Raw genomic sequence first — 19821 nt, forward strand, 5'->3', positions numbered from 1 at the left:
CTATACCTCGATCTCATCGAGCATTGCTGACACCTCATCCAGGGACGGCAAAGCCTCTTGATCATTCTTATCTTCGATGACCTTGGCATCGATGAGCCCTACCATCGCTGCCGCGTTTTTTGTCAGTGTCCAGCCGTTGTCGGCGTTCCATACGATATCGCCGTTTTCGAGTTCAGGGTTCTCTAAGGTCTTAATCAGGGCCTCACATTTAAAGAGATTAACACCCACTTTTTCCACCCACTCGGAAGCTCCAACTTCGTCGCGAGATTGGGCATCAAGCGCTTTCTCGTATCGGCGCTTTAGGTCATCACGCTCTTCTTTTAGATTGTTGAGCTTTACGTCATCACCTTTAACACACCCAAGTCTCCCGCAGCTCAAACAGGCCCCCATCTTTGGGCAGGGTTCGGATGCAAAGTTGTGTACACAGATTCCGACGTGGGTCTGGTGGATGATTCGGTCCTGATCACCCTCATACAGATCTCTCACATCACTGAGACTCAATGGCTGATTGGTTTTGACTTTTTCCAGCCGTTGAGCGGAATTCCCATGCTTTGTTTTGGGGTGGTAGGCGGCAACTGCCTGGGTGCGCTCTTCGACAGTCTGATGATTGTAGACAGAGCCCATCGTGGCACGCCCGGAGAACGCATCGATCAGGAGCTGTGACAGGCCTGCTTGATGCATCCGAGTGTTTAACTCATGACGAAAAGCATGTGTATTAACCGTCAGACCTGAATAGCCATAGCGCTCAAATATGCTGACATTTTTGTCATTCTTTGCACCTGCTAATTGGCGCGAGAGACGCCCCCCACTGGGCGCGATCTCTACTCCAAAGTCTTTTAGTGCTGCGAAAGAGTTCTTTGTTTCATCCTGCAAAGTTGGTCCTGTGCGGCAAGTGAACAGCGCGTCACGGTACTTCACCCGCGCCTTGCCCTCTTCATAGGCCGTAGTGTATGGAAAATGCTTAGGCAGGTATTTCTCCCGCATCAGGATATTGAGTTTGCGCAGAGTTAGCACAAACCGGTCGTCGAACTCATAAGCCTCCATTCCTAATCTGTCCTCCACGGGGATTCGCTTTTTCCTTTTGCCCCACCCCTCACTTATCTCGTCCAATATCGCTTTCGCGGCTTGACTGAGCTTAACCGCCCGCCGAGGCCCCTTAAAGGTGTCCAAAACGCCTTTTTTGAAAAGGGTCCGTGGAGACCCATGAACGGCTAGTTTAAATGCGCGGCAGGCTTCCTCGTAGTTAAGCGGATCATCAAGCCCCTTATCCGGCAGCCCTTCATGAGGAGGAAACTCATCGGGATGATCTTCCAGCCATGCGGCATATGACCGAGCTTCATCAGTGATCGGTTTCAGTAATGCAATGGCACGCTTGGCGACCGATTCCATTTCAGGTTTGATGACGGGCTTGAGAGTTGTCTCTTGAATCTTTTCAGAATACCAGCGCAAAAACATGCGCCGATTGCCATGATTATCCTCTTTATACACCACGCAATCATATTCAATATCAGCCAACTCGCCGATTCGACTCGGAGTACAAAGCAAAAGTGCGCATGCTGACGTCACAACAATATCTAGTGGGCTAGTCAAATCGTTATTAAAAATCTCCCCTAAAGCTTTAATCGATTCAGGGCTGGGAAGCTTCTTTTCACGATCTGCTTTTTGCTGCTTGAGCGTGCCGCTAGACTTCTGATGAAGAGGAGAAGTCCATCGAAAATCAGTCTTGAGCAGCTTCTTCTCTCTCATCAGCGTGATTATTTGCCCGAGGCACTTGCTATATCCGTATGCGCTCCGCCCCTTCGTCCAGTGCATTTCCATGTGTTCACAGGCTCGGTTACACACAGCCGCTGAAACTCTTGTCACATCCGCGTCACCGTTAATTTCGACCAGTGCGACCTCAAGGGCTTTTAGTGGGCGAAGCCAGCTCGATAGGCTCTTTTTCATCTGATAAATACGGCGATACACCAACAAGGCCTTGGCGAAGTCCATGATTAGAGGCCGCATGTTCATGGTCGATCCCAAAGCCTTGAAGGCACAGCCTTCCGCGCCATGAGCATGCCAGCTCTCGTCTTCCCACTTAATACTGTCGTAAAACCGATCTGGAACGCCCTTTGGTATTGTCTCCTTCGCCCACTGAATGAAATCGTGCAAATTAGCCTCAGCGTCTACCTGACTCTTCGGCTTGAAATCTACTACTTTGCTCATGCGTCAACTCCTTCTGGCTGCGATGATTGACGCAAAGCCTCACAATCAAGAATAACCTTACGGCAGGCCAATATGGCACGGTCCCAGAGAACGCCAGTAGTCTTGTCAGTGGCGATGGTTTGCGCTCGACGACGCTCCAGTCGCTCAAGGGCGGCACTATGATCCGCGTCCACCAGTGGCTGAAATTTACCGCATCCGTAACATGTGAAAGGCGCATCCAGTTGGCACACCGCATCGGCACCACAAACCGCCAAATCTTCAATCTGTCGATCTGCTCGATCTCCATTCTTTGCTGAGGCACGATCCGACACAATGGTTCCTGTAAATGCGTTCACAACAAGCGCGAGGTGATCACTCATCTTCTCGTCAATCAAATTCATTAACTCAGCGGAAACTGATCGGTACTTTCGAACGGACCGAGTGTCTTTTTGCAGGAGAGCATGTGCCATCCCCCACTCATCCAGCCCCGCATTTGAGAGGTCTGTGCCTAACGTATGCCTGAAGCGATGCCCTCGTGTGATTATCAGGGGCTGATGCGTGCGATGAGAAATCGGAAACCCATCGGCACGTTCGAGGCGCTCAAACCAATTCGCTGCCGTTTTCCTCAAAACGTGGAATTCCTCCTGAGGCGCGACCTCCAATGCTTTCTGGCTGGGGAGGTCAATTAAAACCGGGAGGTCGTTGCGTCTACCTCTATCTTCTAATTTGCGTCGAAATAGCGGCACATGCTTGATTGCCTTATCCCAGTCGGCACGCTGTGGATACTCTCGCCAAAGTCTGGCGAGAGTTATCGCCTTAAAGCCTTGTACGACGTTGTAGAGGTCATCGTCTAAATTGAAAATCTCTGACTTTTCTCTCCAGCCCGCATCGTCGCCTTGTTGTTTCGCCCAAAAGATCCTTATTTTGCAACCCTGATCGGTCTTCATAAAATCATCAAAGACGAACATTCTCACCTGCACGCCGCGCTGCCCGTAAATCATTTGTAGACGCAAATAAAGGTACTTCTCGGCATCTAACTGACCGTCACAAAACTTCTCATGTATCCATTGGTACAGTGAGTCCTGCTCCGTTTGTGTAAAAGGTCCTTCTTCAGGGTCCAAGTTAAGAACGACGTCTTTCTTGGTATCTTTTTTCCTTGGCAGCGATTTATAGGCATCCACCAGGGCACGCGAGGGTCTATTTTCAATAGATTCGCATTCGTGCCAAAATTCTATAAAAGCAGAAAGAGCCGAAAACTCTCCATTGTTAAAGCGCTCTCGAAGATCGATGAGGCAATCCTCATTGAGCGGATCAAAACCTGATTGCGCAGCTCTCGACATAACGCTTGCAGCAACATCAACAGTTCCCTGCGCCACATCTGCCATGCGGTATGCCAAGGCTGCGTGCAACCAGCGCTGCCAATCAGGTGTGACACAGGCAATGGCGGCTTTCCAGTTGACGGCGTTTTGATGAGACTGATCGGGACGCCATGTTGGATCGTTCGGCGTGAAAACCTTCCCACATTTTGCAAAGCGAGGAGTGTCCAGCCAGGCATCGAGGGTATCTTCCGTTGGCGCTTCGAGCGCTTCGACTGCAATACTCACTTTGCATCTCCTTTTCGTCTTGTAGGCCCTGCTTTCAAACGGGCCTTCTTTAATCTCTCTGAGCGTTTTTGTATCGCTTTATCGGCCTCCTCATGCCAAAACTTGGCCCCATAGAGACCAGGCATATCCGATTCTTCACTCCAACCAAACATGTACGTTAGGGTTTTTTGAGTTTGAGTGGTGCGGTCCTCTGGCGAGAGCAATTCAAGTTCCTCACGCATGCTTTCAAGCATCGAAAATACTGCATCATGCCTCAGAACATGGAGGCTGATATGAGCCAGTTTAGGCTCTGATTCTCCGACTCGGGACAAAACGCCATCTGCCCCGTTTAGACTCAAAGCATGGCCCTCGTTTTTCCTATGGGATACAAGTAAAAAGGGGTGCTTTCTAGCCTCAGATGAACCGTTCCCGAGCTTTCTGGATCGATATTTCGCGTCATACTCACTAATCGCTTCATAGAGGTCATCGGTCATTACCAGCATGCGCTCGCTGGTTTTGAACTGGGGAGCTACTGTGCGCGGATCTAGGCTTTCATCCTCAAGATTGACGACTGCAAGTTGACGGCTGTGCCAGTGAATATCGCTTGTCTTGATTAAAAGCATTTCGGAGCGACGTAAGCCCAAATCGAGACCAAGCAGCAAAATGATGTAGTTCCGAAGCTTTAGAGCCTTATTCGCAAACGGATTCTCGGAACTTTCAGGGTGCATTACCTCCAACAGCCGATCTCGCTCTTCATTAGTCAGCCCTTTAATCTCGTCAATTCGCTTGCTTTTCCATCCCGGTCTAGCGGCCTTAATCTTGCGATTGAATCGCTTCCTTAAATCGTCAACTGCTTCCCTCTTGGTCGATTGATCACCCAGCTTGTCGTACAGGAAGTCCAGGTAGTCGCGCACTGCTTCGACACGCTGGGTGGCATAGGATCTGCCAACAGTTGCATACGCTGTCGGATGCAAGCTGACACCTGAATATTTCTTAGCTAAGGTTTCTTTGTTGAATCCCGCATCCGACACGAAACGAGCGATCTCGCTATCCGTCAGATACTGAGCTTTTGGGCGCTGTTCCAGGCGAGAAATCAGGTCAATCGATGAAAACTTCAGAAATTCCTCAAACAAAGCCAGGTGCTCAAGGTGTTTTTTGGTGGTATCCAGGGCCTTGCCAGAGAGATCGGTGGTGATATAGAGATTGGGGTAATAGACGGGAATGAGGTCTTGCACAAGCAGCTTTCTTCGCTCAGCATTCACTACTTGCTCGATAACTTGATACACCACATTCTTCTCCCGTGAAACGTTACTTTTTTTTATTATAGTTGGGAACACGGAACTTCGTAAACTAATTATTAACTTTTTATTTTGCGGCTTTGATTGGTATCAGTTGACTTGAAGCCCTATCGATAGTGACTTAGAGGCGAATCAGACTATGTCAAAAAATGACAAAACTGGTAAAACAGGTTCTTACGTATACACCATGAACCGCGTGGGCAAGGTGGTACCGCCCAAGCGGGAAATTCTGAAAGACATCTCTCTGAGCTTCTTCCCGGGCGCCAAAATCGGCGTGCTCGGTCTGAACGGCGCCGGTAAATCCACCCTGCTGCGTATTATGGCGGGTGTCGACCAGGATTACATCGGTGAGGCCCGGCCACAGCCCGGCATCAATGTGGGCTACCTGCCGCAGGAGCCGGAATTGGACGAAGAGAAGACCGTAAAGGAAATCGTTGACGAGTCCGTCGCGCACGTACACAACGCTCTGGCGGAGCTCGACAAGGTTTATGCCGCCTACGCCGAGCCAGACGCGGACTTTGACGAGCTGGCCAAGAAACAGGGCGAACTGGAAGCCATTATCCAGGCTACCGATGGCCACGACATAGAGCGGAAGATGGAAGTGGCGGCAGACGCCCTACGACTGCCGGCCTGGGACCAGAAGGTAAAAGTGCTGTCAGGTGGCGAGCGCCGCCGTGTGGCCCTGTGCCGCCTGCTGCTGTCCGGCCCGGACATGCTCCTGCTGGATGAGCCTACCAACCATCTGGATGCCGAATCCGTGGCCTGGCTGGAGCGCTTCCTGCACGATTACGACGGCACCGTTGTCGCCATCACTCACGACCGTTACTTCCTGGACAACGTCGCCGGCTGGATCCTGGAACTGGACCGTGGCCACGGCATTCCGTTCGAGGGCAACTACAGTCAGTGGCTGGAGAACAAAGAGAAGCGCCTGGAGATGGAGGCCAAGCAGGAGGCCGCTCACCAGAAAGCCATCAAGCACGAGCTGGAATGGGTACGCACCAACGCCAAGGGTCGCCAGTCCAAGAGCAAGGCGCGCCTGGCCCGCTTCGAGGAGATGAGCTCCCAGGAATTCCAGAAGCGCAACGAAACCAACGAACTGTATATCCCGCCCGGACCTCGCCTTGGCGACAAGGTGATCGAGGTGGACGGCATCAGCAAGGCCTTTGGCGACCGCCTGCTGTACGAAAATGTCTCGTTCCACGTTCCACCGGGTGCGATTGTTGGCATCATCGGTGGTAACGGCGCAGGCAAATCCACGCTGTTCAAGATGATCGCAGGCATGGACAAGCCGGACTCTGGCACCATCACCGTTGGTGAAACCGTGGAACTGGCCTATGTGGATCAGATGCGCGATCTCGACGGCAGCAAGACTGTATGGGAAGAGCTTTCCGACGGCCAGGACATCATCAAGGTCGGTAACTACGAGACCCCGTCCCGGGCCTACGTGGGCCGCTTCAACTTCAAGGGCACCGACCAGCAGAAACGGGTGGGCGACCTGTCCGGCGGTGAGCGCAATCGTCTGCACCTGGCCAAGCTGCTGAAACAGGGTGGCAACGTTCTGTTGCTGGACGAACCCACCAACGACCTGGACGTGGAAACGCTGCGCGCCCTGGAAGAAGCCCTGCTGAACTTCCCGGGCTCCGCGCTGGTGATTTCGCACGACCGCTGGTTCCTGGACCGGGTAGCGACCCACATCCTGGCGTTTGAAGACGACGGCGAAGTAGTCTACTTCGAAGGCAACTTCACCGATTACGACGCCGACTTCAAGAAGCGCAAAGGCGACTCCGCCATGCAGCCCAAGCGCATGAAGTACAAGAAACTGGCGTAACCGATGACCGGGCCGGCCTTCGCGTCGGCCCCTTGCCCTCCCCGATCTGCCCGACACGGAACCATGCCCATGGCCAAAGCCAAAACCGCCTTTGTATGCACCGAGTGTGGTGCCGACTATTCCAAGTGGCAGGGCCAATGTACCGCCTGCCAGGCCTGGAACACCATCAGCGAAGTACGCGGCGTCTCAGGCCCCGGCAAAGGTGCTCGCAGCGCCCGCTTTGAGGGTTATGCCGGCAGCTTGTCGGAGGTAAAAAGCCTGGACGAAGTCAGTCTGGCAGAGCAGGCACGCATCAGCACCGGCATGCAGGAATTCGACCGTGTCCTGGGTGGCGGCCTGGTGGAAGGCTCGGCGGTACTCATGGGCGGTCACCCCGGCGCGGGCAAAAGTACCCTGCTACTGCAGGCGGTTTGCCAACTGGCCGAGAAACACTCAGCGCTGTACGTCACCGGTGAAGAATCCCTACAACAGGTGGCCATGCGCGCCAAGCGCCTGGGCTTGCCCACCAAAGACCTGAAAATGCTCTCGGAAACCTCCGTAGAACGCCTGATGCAGGTGGCGGAAGCGGAGAAACCCCGCATTCTGGTAATCGACAGTATCCAGGTAATGCATGTGGCGGACATTGAATCCGCCCCAGGCTCGGTATCCCAGGTGCGGGAAAGCGCCGCCTTTCTGACCCGCTTCGCCAAGCAAACCGGCACCATCCTCTTGCTGGTGGGGCACGTCACCAAAGATGGCAGCCTGGCGGGGCCGAAGGTGCTCGAACACATGATTGACTGCTCGATCCTGCTAGAAGGCTCCAGCGACAGCCGCTACCGAACCCTGCGCGGCATCAAGAACCGCTTCGGCGCGGTTAATGAGCTGGGCGTGTTCGCGATGCTGGAACAAGGTCTGAAGGAAGTGAAAAACCCCAGCGCCATCTTCCTCAATCGAGGCGAGGAAGCGGCGCCGGGTAGCGTGGTGATGGTGGTCTGGGAAGGCACTCGGCCGATGCTGGTGGAGATTCAGGCCCTCGTGGACATGGCCCAGGGGAGCTACCCTAGACGGGTAGCGGTAGGGACTGACCAGAACCGCTTAGCGATGCTTCTGGCCGTGCTGCACCGCCATGGCGGCATGCATGTGGCCGATCAGGATGTGTTTGTAAATGTGGTGGCCGGTGTGAAGGTCAACGAAACCAGTGCGGATCTTGCTTTGCTGTCAGCTGTGGTTTCGTCATTCCGGAACCGGGCGCTGCCGCAGGACCTGGTTATTTTTGGCGAAGTTGGCTTGTCTGGCGAGATCCGGCCGGTACCAAGCGGCCAGGAGCGTATCTACGAGGCGGCCAAGCACGGTTTTACCCGGGCTTTGGTGCCCAAGGCCAACGTTCCGCGTAAGCCCGTTGATGGCATGAAGGTGATTCCGGTGACAAAGCTTTCGGATGCTCTTTCGGCTCTTGAGGAGCTTTGAGTTGTGACCCTAGCCTTCTGGCTTTAGCGTCGGGCTGCTGTTGGAGAACGCTTCAAAAAACCGCTACGAGCCCCCGCAAGCGGGTCCGGCCAGCAATCATAGATTGCTGTCGTTCGGCTGCACATGAAGCTTCGCTTCATAAACGCTTGCCTCACCCATGTGCGCTTCTCTCCGGCCATCCATGGCCTCCGAAATTTTTTGAAGCGTTCTCCAACACCAGCCTAGCAACCTGAGTGAAATAGCCCGCAATAACCAAACATTGGACCTATCCACATCAAATCCCCGCAAAACTATCAATCAATGAGATGCGCAAACTCTCTCTCCAAAAGCGCCTGATCCCCCAGATTCAGCTCTACCAACCGCTTCAAATGCGATGCACTGTCCAGATCAATGTACTGGCAGCGAAATCCCAGCCGATGATCCTCCACATGCTTCAGCTCCACCGCCATCACAATCGCAGCTTCATGTTCATTCAGGTGAATCACCACCTCACAGGGCTTATTCAACGGAACCTTCCAGCCTTCTGGCCGCTGAACCAACACACCCTTCAGGGAAATATCCAACACCTCCGTTGACCACACCTGGTCCTGACAATGCAGCTCACAGGGGGCATCGAAACTGATTCGGTGAAACCGGCGTTTTTCTGAGGTTTTAGCAGACAAGGGAATGCTCCGGATCAAAAGTCATTGCTTTCTATGACTATAGACCGGGCACAAAAGGGAGTACAGCAAAGAACCTCCAGCAACCACAGCGAGAGAAGCCACCGTCCGAAAACGCTGCATCCATTCTAGAGAGGATACTTCCAGAGGGTTGATTAGCGGGCTGGTGGAACGGCCTCCGAAAAATGTCGGAGGCCATGGATGGCCGGAGAGAAGCGCACAGGGAAGTGCTCGTAGCGGTTTTTCGGAGGCCGTTCCACCAGCCCGCAAGCACCAAGCTCGCAGGCTACAAATGACGGCAATCTCCTAGTTTAGCTTCGCTGGTGATACTGCCCACTAAGCTCAACAACCGCCTCAATAAACGCCCCGGCATGCTCCGGATCCACATCCGGCGTAATCCCATGCCCAAGGTTGAACACATGCCCCGAGCCAAAACCATAGCGCTTCAGGATATCCGCCACCTCCTGACGAATCCGCGCCTTCGGCGCATACAGCATGGCCGGGTCCATGTTGCCCTGCAGGGCCACCTTGTCGCCCACGCGGGCACGGGCGTTGCCGATGTCCGTCGTCCAGTCCAGCCCCACAGCATCGGCGCCACAATCAGCGATAGACTCCAGCCACTGACCACCGTTCTTGGTGAAAACAATCACCGGCACACGGCGACCTTCGCTCTCACGAATCAGACCATCAACAATCTTCTTCATGTAGCGCAGGGAAAACTCTTCATAGGCCCAGCTGCTCAACACACCACCCCAGGTATCAAAAATCTGCACAGCCTGGGCGCCGGCCTTGATCTGGCCATTGAGGTAGTCAATGACCGAATCCGCCAGATGGTCCAACAGACGATGCATCACCTCCGGCTGACCGTACATCAACTTCTTGGCCTCCGAGAAGGTCTTGGAAGATCCACCTTCAATCATGTAGGTAGCCAGAGTCCAGGGACTGCCAGAGAAACCGATCAGCGGCACGCGGCCATTCAGCTCCCGGCGAATGGTAGACACCGCATTCATCACGTAGTCCAGATCAGACTCGGCATTCATCCTGGGCAGTGCATCCACATCTGCTTCCGAACGAATGACCTTACGGAATTTCGGGCCTTCGCCGGTTTCGAAATAGAGACCCAGCCCAAGAGCATCGGGAACGGTCAGAATGTCCGAAAACAGGATGGCGGCATCCAGGGGGTAACGCTCCAGCGGCTGCAGGGTAACCTCACAGGCCAGCGGGGTGTTTTTGCACAGACTGAGGAAGTCGCCGGCCTTGGCCCGGGTTGCGCGGTATTCCGGCAGGTAGCGGCCTGCCTGGCGCATCATCCACACCGGGGTGCGGTCTACAGGCTGGCGCATCAGGGCACGCAGGAAGCGATCGTTCTTCAGCTCGGTCATAGAGTTTCCCGTTCTCGTCGGTAAAAATTGGTCAGAGACAATGGGGAGCAATGATACCCCGTTTGCACGAATAAAAAAGGGCGGCTTACCCTTAGCAAGCCGCCCTTTCTGACTCTGGTCAATCCAGCGTTAAACGTCCAGGTAGTCCAGGATGCCTTCGGCCGCCTGACGTCCTTCCCAGATTGCGGTAACCACCAGATCCGAGCCACGCACCATGTCGCCACCAGCGAAAATCTTGGCATTGCTGGTCTGGAACGGGAATTCGGCTTCTTCTGCCGCAGTAACCCGACCGGAGTCGTCCGTGTTCACGCCCAGCTCTTCAAACCAGGGTGCAGGGCTCGGGCGGAAGCCGAACGCTACCAGCACGGCATCAGCCGGAATCACTTCCTCACTGCCCGGAACCACTTCCGGACGGCGACGGCCGTTTTCGTCCGGCTCACCCAGCTCCGTGGTGACTACCTTTACACCCTCAACGCGGTCTTCACCGATGATGGCGATGGGCTGACGGTTGAACAGGAACTTGACTCCCTCCTCTTTCGCGTTGGCCACTTCCCGACGGGAACCAGGCATGTTGGCCTCATCGCGGCGATAGGCACAGGTCACGCTCTCGGCCTGCTGGCGAATGGAAGTCCGGTTACAGTCCATAGCGGTGTCACCACCACCCAGCACCACAACACGCTTGCCTTTCATATCGATGAAGTCAGATTCCTTTTTCTCGAAACCCAGGCGACGGTTAACATTCGAAATCAGGAACGGCAGGGCGTCATAGACACCCGGCAGCTCCTCACCGGGGAACCCACCTTTCATGTAGGTGTAGGTACCCATGCCCATAAAGACGGCATCGAACTCTTCCAGGATCTTGTTCAACTGAACGTCTTTACCCACCTCGGTACTCAGACGGAACTCCACGCCCATCTCCTCGAACACCTTGCGGCGGCGGGACATGACGGATTTTTCCAGCTTGAACTCAGGAATACCGAAGGTCAGCAGGCCACCGATCTCCGGGTAACGATCAAACACCACAGGCTTGACGCCGTTGCGCACCAGAACATCAGCACAACCAAGCCCTGCGGGGCCAGCGCCAATCACAGCCACCTTCTTGTCAGTCCAGGTGACATTGGACATATCCGGTTTCCAGCCCAGCGCAAATGCGGTGTCGGTAATGTACTTCTCAACAGAACCGATGGTAACCGCGCCGTAGCCATCATTCAGGGTGCAGGCACCTTCACACAGGCGATCCTGCGGGCACACACGACCACAGACTTCCGGCAGGGAGTTAGTCTGGTGACACAGCTCCACCGCCTTCATGATGTTGCCCTCCGACACCAGCTTCAGCCAGTTCGGAATATAGTTGTGTACCGGGCACTTCCATTCACAGTACGGGTTACCACACGCCAGGCAGCGATGGGACTGGGAGGCCGCATGGGTTTCGCTGAACGGGTGATAGATTTCCCCGAATTCCTTTTTGCGCTTCTTGGCAGGCACCTTCTTCGGGTCTACCCGCCCAACTTCCACAAACTGAAAGTCATTGTTGAGACGTTCTTTCATGTTGCCACTCTCATCAGCTCGATTTCGACGGGGGCCGCACCGGAGTGCAACCCGTCAACCTTGTTGGACCTGCCCGTTATTCCGGACGGGCGCGGGTGCTTGCCAGCAGGCTGCGAAGGTTCGCGGCCTTGGGCTTGACCAGCCAGAAACGGCCGATGTAATCGTCGAAATCTTCAAGTAGGTGCTCTGCCCAGGCACTTCCGGTTTCGGAGATGTGCTCCCGGATCACGCCACGCAGGTGGTTCCGGTAGGCTTCCATGTCTTCACGGGAAATACGCTGGATCTCAACCAGTTCATGGTTGTACTTGTCCACAAAGGTGTTGTCCAGGTCCAGCACATAGGCGAACCCGCCGGTCATGCCGGCACCAAAGTTGTAGCCGGTGGACCCCAGCACGGTGACCAGACCACCCGTCATGTATTCGCAGCAGTGATCGCCAGCACCTTCAACCACGGCATGGGCGCCGGAGTTACGAACCGCAAAGCGCTCACCGGCGGTGCCGGCCGCAAACAGCTTGCCACCAGTTGCGCCATACAGACAGGTGTTCCCGACAATGGAGGTTTCCTGGGTCTCGAAATCACTACCACGGGGCGGCTTGACTACCAGCTTACCGCCGGTCATGCCTTTACCCACGTAATCGTTAGCATCACCCTCCAGAATCAGGTTCAGACCACCGACGTTCCAGACACCGAAACTCTGGCCAGCGGTGCCGGTCAGGTCCAGGGTGATGGGCGCATCGGTCATGCCCTGATTGCCGTAACGGGCGGCAATCTCGCCAGACAGGCGTGCACCAATGGAACGGTCACAGTTGGTCACCCGGTAACTCCAGGCACCGCCGGACTTCTCGGCGATGGCAGCAGCGGTGTCCTGCACCATTTGCTCCGCCAGCTTACCTTCATCGAAGGGCTTGTTGCGTTCAATCTGACAGGTGTGCGGCTTGTCAGCCGGAATGTGGTCATTCTGCAGCAGACGGGTCAGATCCAGCTTCTTCTGGCGCTCGGTATTACCCGGCAGACGCTCCAGCAGGTCAACACGGCCGACCAACTCTTCCAGAGAACGCACACCCAGCTTCGCCAGCCATTCGCGAGTTTCCTCCGCCACAAAGCGGAAGAAGTTCATGGCCATTTCCACGGTGCCCTTGAAGTGCTCTTCGCGCAGATAGTCGTTCTGTGTCGCGACCCCCGTCGCACAGTTATTCAGGTGGCAGATCCGCAGGTATTTACAACCCAACGCCACCATCGGAGTGGTACCGAAGCCAAAGCTCTCCGCGCCCAGAATCGCGGCTTTCACCACGTCCAGACCAGTCTTGATGCCGCCGTCGGTCTGCAGGCGAATCTTGCCTCGCAGATCATTGGCGCGCAGCGCCTGCTGGGTTTCCGTCAGGCCCAGCTCCCAGGGGGAGCCTGCGTAGCGGATTGAGGTCAGCGGACTGGCTGCGGTACCGCCGTCATAACCGGAAACCGTAATCAGGTCGGCATAAGCCTTGGCAACGCCCGCGGCAATCGTGCCCACCCCGGGCTCTGATACCAGCTTGACCGACACCAGCGCCTCCGGGTTCACCTGTTTCAGGTCGAAGATCAGCTGCGCCAGATCTTCAATGGAGTAGATGTCGTGGTGCGGCGGTGGCGAAATCAGGGTGACACCCGGCACCGAGTAACGCAGGCGCGCGATCAGGTCATTCACCTTACCGCCCGGCAACTGGCCGCCTTCACCCGGCTTGGCACCCTGAGCCACCTTGATCTGCATAACATCGGCGCTACGCAGGTACTCAGCGGTCACACCGAAACGACCGGAAGCCACCTGTTTGATCTTGGAACGCTTGTTAGTGCCGTGACGAGCCGGGTCTTCGCCGCCCTCACCGGAGTTGGAACGACCACCCAGCGTGTTCATGGCCACGGCCAGAGCCTCGTGCGCCTCCGGCGACAGGGCACCGAGAGACATCGCCGCAGAGTCAAAACGCGGGAAAATGTTTTCCACTGGCTCCACGTCGCTCAGGTCAATTGACTGGATGCCCTCACGGAACACCAACAGGTCGCGCAGGGTGGCAACCGGGCGCTCATTGACCAGACCGGCGTATTCCTTGTAGGTGCCATAGTCGCCACTGATCACGGCATCCTGCAGTTTGCCCACCACATCCGGGTTGAAGGCGTGGTATTCCTGACCATGCACGTACTTGAGCAGGCCGCCCTGGGAAATAGGCTTACGGGGCTTCCAGGCAACCGCGGCCAACTGCTCCTGATCCTGCTGGAAATCGAAGAAGTCGGCGCCCTGAATCCGGCTCGGGACGCCTTTGAAACACAGGTCTACCACATTGTCGGCAAGACCAATGGCTTCAAACAGTTGGGCACCGCGATAGGAGGTAATGGTGGAGATACCCATCTTCGACAGGATCTTCAGCAAGCCCTTGTTGATGCCCTTACGGTAATTGTTCTTGGCTTCGATCGGATCCATCAGCATTTCGCCGGTGCGAATCAGATCGTTCAGGATCTGGTACGCCAGGTACGGGTAGACCGCCGTAGCACCAAATCCGAACAGTACCGCAAAGTGATGCGGGTCCCGAGCCCAGCCGGTCTCAACGATGATGTTGGAATCACAGCGCAGACCTCTCGCCACCAGGTGATGGTGCACAGCTCCGGTGGCCATCAGGGCATTGATGGGGAGATCGCCCTGAGCCAGGTCCTTATCGCTTAGAATCAGCAACACCTTGCCATCACGCACAACTTTTTCGGCTTCGTCGCATACCCGACGAACCGCCTGCTCCAAGCCCTCTTCCGGGCGATAGCTCAGGGCGATTTTTGCCACCTCAAATCCCGGGCGATCGTTATTGCTGATCTTCAGGAACTTGGCCGGCGACAGCACCGGCGTGGTCAGGATAATCCGGTTAGCGTGCTCCGGAGACTCCTCGAAAACGTTCTGTTCCGCGCCCAGACAGGTCTCCAGAGACATGACGATGGTCTCACGGAGAGGATCAATGGGCGGGTTGGTGACCTGCGCGAATTTCTGCCGGAAGTAATCCGCCACATGGCGCACCTTGCTGGACAGAACCGCCATCGGGGTATCGTCCCCCATGGAACCGACCGCCTCCTGGGCACTCTCAGCCAGTGGGCGCAGCACCTGGTCCCGCTCTTCAAACGAGATATTGAACATCTTCTGATGAACCAGAAGCTCTTCGGATTCCATCAGCTTGAATTCCGGGGTCGCCTGATTCAGCGTGGTCTCGACTCGCAGTGCATTGTCCTTGAGCCAGCGCTTGTAGGGCTGGGCTTTTTTGAGCCGCTGGTCGATATCCCCGGTATGCAGGACCTCGCCGGATTCGGTATCGATGGCCAGCATCTGGCCAGGACCAACACGCCCCTTGGCCACCACATCGTCCGGTGAGTAGCTGTAGGTACCCACTTCCGAGGCCAGGGTGATGAAATCGTCCTTGGTAATCACCCAGCGTGCGGGACGCAGACCGTTACGGTCCAGCATACACAGCGCATAACGGCCATCTGACATTACCAGGCCCGCAGGGCCATCCCAAGGCTCCATATGCATGGAGTTGTACTCGTAAAAGGCCCGCAGCTCAGAATCCATGGTATCAACATTCTGCCAGGCAGGCGGAATCATCATGCGCACCGCCCGGAACAGGTCAACACCACCTGCCAGCAGCACTTCCAGCATGTTGTCCATGCTTGAGGAGTCAGAGCCAGTCAGGTTAACCAGCGGCTGCAGGGTCTGCAGATCCGGCAAATCCGGTGAGCTGAACTTGGCTGCGCGGGCAATTGCCCAGTTACGGTTACCGTCGATGGTGTTTATCTCACCATTATGGGCCAGGAACCGGAACGGCTGCGCCAGTGGCCAACGCGGCATGGTGTTGGTCGAGAAGCGCTGGTGGAAAACACAGATGGCCGTTTGCAGATCCGGATCACCAAGATCCTTGTAGAAGTTGGCCAGATCTGCGGGCATCATCAGGCCTTTGTAGGCCAATGTCTTGTGGGAAAGACTGCAGATATAGAATTCCGGGTCTTCCGCCATATCCCGCTCGGCATGACGGCGCCCCACAAACAGGCTGATCGCGAATTCTTTCTCGGCCTTACCGCCAGGCTCTACAAACACCTGTTCAATGCGCGGCAGACAGTCCAAAGCCATCGGCCCCAGGCAGCTGTCATCAACCGGCACTTCCCGCCAGCCCATAACCTCAAGCCCCTGATCTGTGAGCCTTTTTTCTATAGCTGCTCGACCTGCAGAAGCTTTTGCGTCGTCCTTAGCCAAAAAAACCTGGCCAACTGCAAACAAGTCGCCAGGTTTTTTGCCGAAGGCTGCCTGGGCAGCTTTATAGAGGAAGGCCTTGGGGCTCTGAATAAGCAGGCCACAACCATCACCGGTCTTGCCATCGGCAGCAATGCCGCCCCGGTGGGTCATGCAGGTCAGAGATTCAATGGCTGTCTGCAACAGCTTATGGCTCGCTTCGCCCTTCATGTGGGCAATCAGGCCAAAACCGCAGTTGTCCCTGAACTCATCAGGATGATACAAGCCTGTTGTCATAAGCGTTCTCTCGCGTGTAAATGCTTCCCGCCAGCGACACTCCTGCACCAAAAAAGTGCAAAAAATACGCTGACACCGAAAAAAAGGGGGAAGGGATTTTACACACGTGAAACTACGTATACAATTTTTTTCGTAGTTTGGGACCTAAAGCGCACCGGAATGGTGCAGACATCAGTAATCCTCGTAGGGTCGAATCCAAGGATTCGAGATCCTCAGCGCGTCGGGCAGACTAGCCGCCGCCGCACCTGCCTCTTCTCGGCTAGAGTATTGACCATAAACCAGCATAAACCAAGGTAAGCCCAGGCGCTCACCCTTGGTGTAGCTCAAATTCGCATCCTCGAGCGCTCGACGCAGTACATTCAACACCGTTTGTTCCTGATTGCCTGCAACAAGCTGCAGCGTCCAACCTTTACGCTGGCGTAACTGCTCAAGTGCCACAAATTTAACGGGGTTAGCTGGCACAAACTCTGGCTCTGGCTCTGGCTCTGGCTCTGGCTCTGGCTCTGGCTCTGGCTCTGGCTCTGGCTCTGGCTCTGGCTCTGGCTCTGGCTCTGGCTCTGGCTCTGGCTCTGGCTCTGGCTCTGGCTCTGGGACAATCTCTGTTTCAGGCAGAGGCTGTGTCAAATCTTCAGTAGCATTGGTTTCGCCCGGAACGCCAGACTCATCTTTGCCCGCAGGCGCAATCAAAGTCGCTATTTCCGGCTCAGGCTCCTCAGTACCCGGACCAATGGTAATGCTCTTACGGACTGGCTCAGGCTCAACCTCGGCGCCAGCCTGTCGCTGAACCGTGCTCTCGTATTGCTGGGAAACAAACCACCAGGATGCCGCCAGCAATAGCAGCCCCAGCGCAGGCCACCGCAAATGCGCAACCGTAAAACCAGCTTTTGAGGAGGCCGTTGCAGACGACGGCACCATGTCCAGCCAAACACCCGGTGCAACACGTTTGAGTCGACCAAAGCTGCCCTGGCTCAACACCTCAAGCTTTTTCAGCCGAGAGGCCGACAGCAGCTCAGACAGAGAACCACCCGCCCGGTGAACCCTGGGTTCGAGATAAGCCTTGATATCTTCGCGGCTTAACGGAGGCAGGTTCAGGTGATGCGCATAAGCGGAATCCGGACGATCTTCCAACTGGCGCCAGACCTGCTCGGTTCCGGCCAGAATCGGAACGGCAGAAACAGACCGTTCTGATGCCACAAAGCCTGCTACCAGAAGATTCAGAACATCCGACTCAACCCGGTCTGCATCGTCAATCAGCAGCACTTGCCGGTGACCTCGGCGGAGGCCGGATTCGGACCAGCGAAAAAAGCGATAAACGGCCTCTCTGGGCTCAGAGTCTGCCGGTATCCCGGATTTTGCCAGTTGTTTCAGGTAACGCGCGAGAGCCTGGCGGCTGGTAAGCGCCGACGCGGGAATTCGATGAAAATCAAGCCTTGAGGACTCGCTGCGCACCAACTCTGCCAATACCCGGGTCTTACCGGCCCCCGGCGCACCGGTCAGAACCAGCACCATGTCCCCGAACCCACAAAGATGGCGCAACGTCTCCAAAGCGTGCTGACGCATGGCATCCGGGAAAAACGGCGTTTCCATCTCGAGAGGATTGTCTCGAAGACCGTATCGCTGCTGGAGTCGAGGGAAAAGCCCCCCACCATCGGAACTGTTCAAGGATTCTTGAGTCACACGCTGTCCCTGTTTCGAAACTCAGAGCCCATCAGCCTGCCTGTGGCAGGAATGCCCTCAAGGTATCACGGATGTTGTCAGCGGAGGCATTCTCGGTGATAAAGGCATCACCTATTGCTTTCAGGAGAACCAACCGTAGCCGACCATCCACATTCTTCTTGTCCACGGACATCAGATTCATGAAGTCCTCTGATGTCATGCCGCTCGGTGCCCACTCAGGCAAACGAGCGCGCCGAATCAGGGCAACCGCCCGGGCCCGGTCGTCCGCCGAGATCAGCCCCTCTCTCACAGAGAGATCGGCTGCCATCATCATACCCGTGCCCACGGCTTCACCGTGCAACCAGTTGCCGTAGCCAGCAAAGGTTTCAATGGCATGACCAAAGGTATGACCAAGATTGAGGATTGCACGCAACCCACCCTCTCGTTCGTCAAGCGCAACAACTTCCGCCTTACAGACACAGGAACGATAGATGGCCTCACCTAATGCCTCAGCATCAAGTCGCAACAGGCTCTCCATGGAATCCTCAAGCCAGGCCAGGAAAGACTCGTCCCGAATCAGGCCATATTTGATCACCTCTGCGAGACCGGCAGACACCTCCCTCTCCGGCAGTGTTTGCAAGCTGTTGGTATCGATCAGCACCGCCTGCGGCTGATGGAAAGCACCGATCATGTTCTTGCCAAGCGGGTGATTTATCCCTGTTTTCCCCCCAACAGACGAGTCCACTTGAGAGAGCAGCGTGGTTGGAACCTGTATGAAGGGAACGCCACGCTGGTAACAGGCCGCCGCGAAACCCGCCATATCACCCACAACGCCGCCGCCCAGGGCAACGAGTGTCGTTTTGCGGGTATGTCGTTTTTCCAGAAGCGCGTCGAAAATGAGGTTAAGCGTCTGCCAATCCTTGAACTGTTCTCCATCGGGCAAGGTCACTACGTCAATGGCCTTGCCGGGAAAACAGCCTTTCACCTTCTCAAGATACAGGGGGCCAACGGTATCGTTAGTTACGATCATGACCTGCTGGCCTGCCACCCAGGGTGTCAGGTCAAACGAGCCCAGCAGCCCCTGCCCGATAATGATCGGATAGCTGCGCTCCCCGAGCTCAACCTTCAGCTCTCGAAGTGCCTTGTGCATTATGCCTGCCCTCTTTCCGCCGCTGTCTTCTGTGGCGGGGCGTTTTAGGATTGATTCGGTTCACCAGTTGCCGAACCACAAGACGGGGGCTTTTACGATCGGTAAACATAACGATATCCGCCAACTCGGTATAGAGCGGGTCCCGAATCGCAAACAGCCTGCGCAACACGCCTTCCGGATCGTCGTTCTGCAACAACGGTCGGTTCCTGTCCTTGCGTGTGCGCTCAACCTGTTGGTCTATGGACGTTTTAAGGTAAACCACCACAGCGTTCTTTTTCAGCAATCCGTGGTTTTCAGCACGCATGACGGCACCGCCCCCGGTCGCCAGCACCGTGCCCACCTCATTGGACAGCTCTTCAAGCATTGAGGTTTCACGCTGACGAAAACCGTCCTCACCTTCAACATCGAAGATCCAGGGAATATTGGCACCACATCGCTCTTCGATAATCCGGTCCGAGTCCAGGAATCGATAGCCGAGCTCCCTGGCCAGCAACCGGCCAATGGTGCTTTTTCCAGCCCCCATGGGCCCAACCAGAACAACACGTTTGGGCAAAGACATAAT

At 55.6% G+C, this 19821-nt stretch carries 12 protein-coding genes; 2 read left to right on the forward strand and 10 right to left on the reverse strand.

What is annotated here, in order from left to right:
- The 3 genes from JIF53_RS12255 to JIF53_RS12265 are packed head-to-tail and all read right to left on the reverse strand — an operon-like array spanning position 1 to position 5056.
- On the reverse strand, positions 1-2205 hold the full coding sequence (locus JIF53_RS12255; protein WP_199452590.1) for a hypothetical protein: 2205 nt from the start codon (positions 2203-2205) through the stop codon (positions 1-3).
- The gene (locus tag JIF53_RS12260) at positions 2202-3788 is read right to left on the reverse strand and encodes a site-specific integrase (protein WP_199452591.1); all 1587 of its coding nucleotides are present in this window, start codon (positions 3786-3788) and stop codon (positions 2202-2204) included. The genes JIF53_RS12255 and JIF53_RS12260 overlap by 4 nt, the downstream gene beginning before the upstream one ends.
- Positions 3785-5056, reverse strand: coding sequence for a tyrosine-type recombinase/integrase (locus tag JIF53_RS12265; RefSeq protein WP_199452592.1), 1272 nt, complete (start codon positions 5054-5056; stop codon positions 3785-3787). Before JIF53_RS12265 ends, JIF53_RS12260 begins: the two co-directional genes overlap by 4 nt.
- A 148-nt stretch (positions 5057-5204) precedes the next feature.
- Here JIF53_RS12265 and ettA point away from each other — a divergent pair, with 148 nt between their 5' ends.
- Both ettA and radA read left to right on the forward strand, forming a co-directional pair.
- A complete protein-coding gene (gene ettA, locus JIF53_RS12270; protein ID WP_199452593.1) occupies positions 5205-6893 on the forward strand; it encodes an energy-dependent translational throttle protein EttA in 1689 nt (562 codons plus the stop codon).
- Positions 6894-6962: 69 nt separating this feature from the next.
- Positions 6963-8339, forward strand: a complete 1377-nt coding sequence (gene radA / locus JIF53_RS12275) for a DNA repair protein RadA (RefSeq protein WP_011784357.1) — start codon at positions 6963-6965, stop codon at positions 8337-8339.
- Between the two features lie 293 nt (positions 8340-8632).
- Here the strand turns inward: radA and JIF53_RS12280 are convergent, their stop codons facing one another.
- The 7 genes from JIF53_RS12280 to aroK form a co-directional block, all read right to left on the reverse strand.
- The gene (locus JIF53_RS12280) at positions 8633-9001 is read right to left on the reverse strand and encodes a PilZ domain-containing protein (RefSeq protein WP_023011676.1); all 369 of its coding nucleotides are present in this window, start codon (positions 8999-9001) and stop codon (positions 8633-8635) included.
- Between the two features lie 308 nt (positions 9002-9309).
- Complete coding sequence (gene hemE / locus JIF53_RS12285) at positions 9310-10380, reverse strand: uroporphyrinogen decarboxylase (RefSeq protein ID WP_199452594.1); 1071 nt, start codon at positions 10378-10380, stop codon at positions 9310-9312.
- Between the two features lie 129 nt (positions 10381-10509).
- On the reverse strand, positions 10510-11928 hold the full coding sequence (locus JIF53_RS12290; RefSeq protein WP_011784353.1) for an FAD-dependent oxidoreductase: 1419 nt from the start codon (positions 11926-11928) through the stop codon (positions 10510-10512).
- Between the two features lie 76 nt (positions 11929-12004).
- Positions 12005-16453, reverse strand: coding sequence for a glutamate synthase large subunit (gene gltB, locus JIF53_RS12295; protein ID WP_199452595.1), 4449 nt, complete (start codon positions 16451-16453; stop codon positions 12005-12007).
- A gap of 171 nt (positions 16454-16624) precedes the next feature.
- Complete coding sequence (locus tag JIF53_RS12300; RefSeq protein WP_199452596.1) at positions 16625-18130, reverse strand: AAA family ATPase; 1506 nt, start codon at positions 18128-18130, stop codon at positions 16625-16627.
- 31 nt (positions 18131-18161) lie between these two features.
- The gene (gene aroB / locus JIF53_RS12305) at positions 18162-19259 is read right to left on the reverse strand and encodes a 3-dehydroquinate synthase (RefSeq protein ID WP_199452597.1); all 1098 of its coding nucleotides are present in this window, start codon (positions 19257-19259) and stop codon (positions 18162-18164) included.
- Complete coding sequence (aroK, locus tag JIF53_RS12310) at positions 19228-19818, reverse strand: shikimate kinase AroK (RefSeq protein WP_014420573.1); 591 nt, start codon at positions 19816-19818, stop codon at positions 19228-19230. Before aroK ends, aroB begins: the two co-directional genes overlap by 32 nt.
- Between the last annotated feature and the right edge of the window lie 3 nt (positions 19819-19821).

The organism is Marinobacter sp. bablab_jr008 (assembly GCF_016464145.1).
Taxonomy (GTDB): domain Bacteria; phylum Pseudomonadota; class Gammaproteobacteria; order Pseudomonadales; family Oleiphilaceae; genus Marinobacter; species Marinobacter nauticus.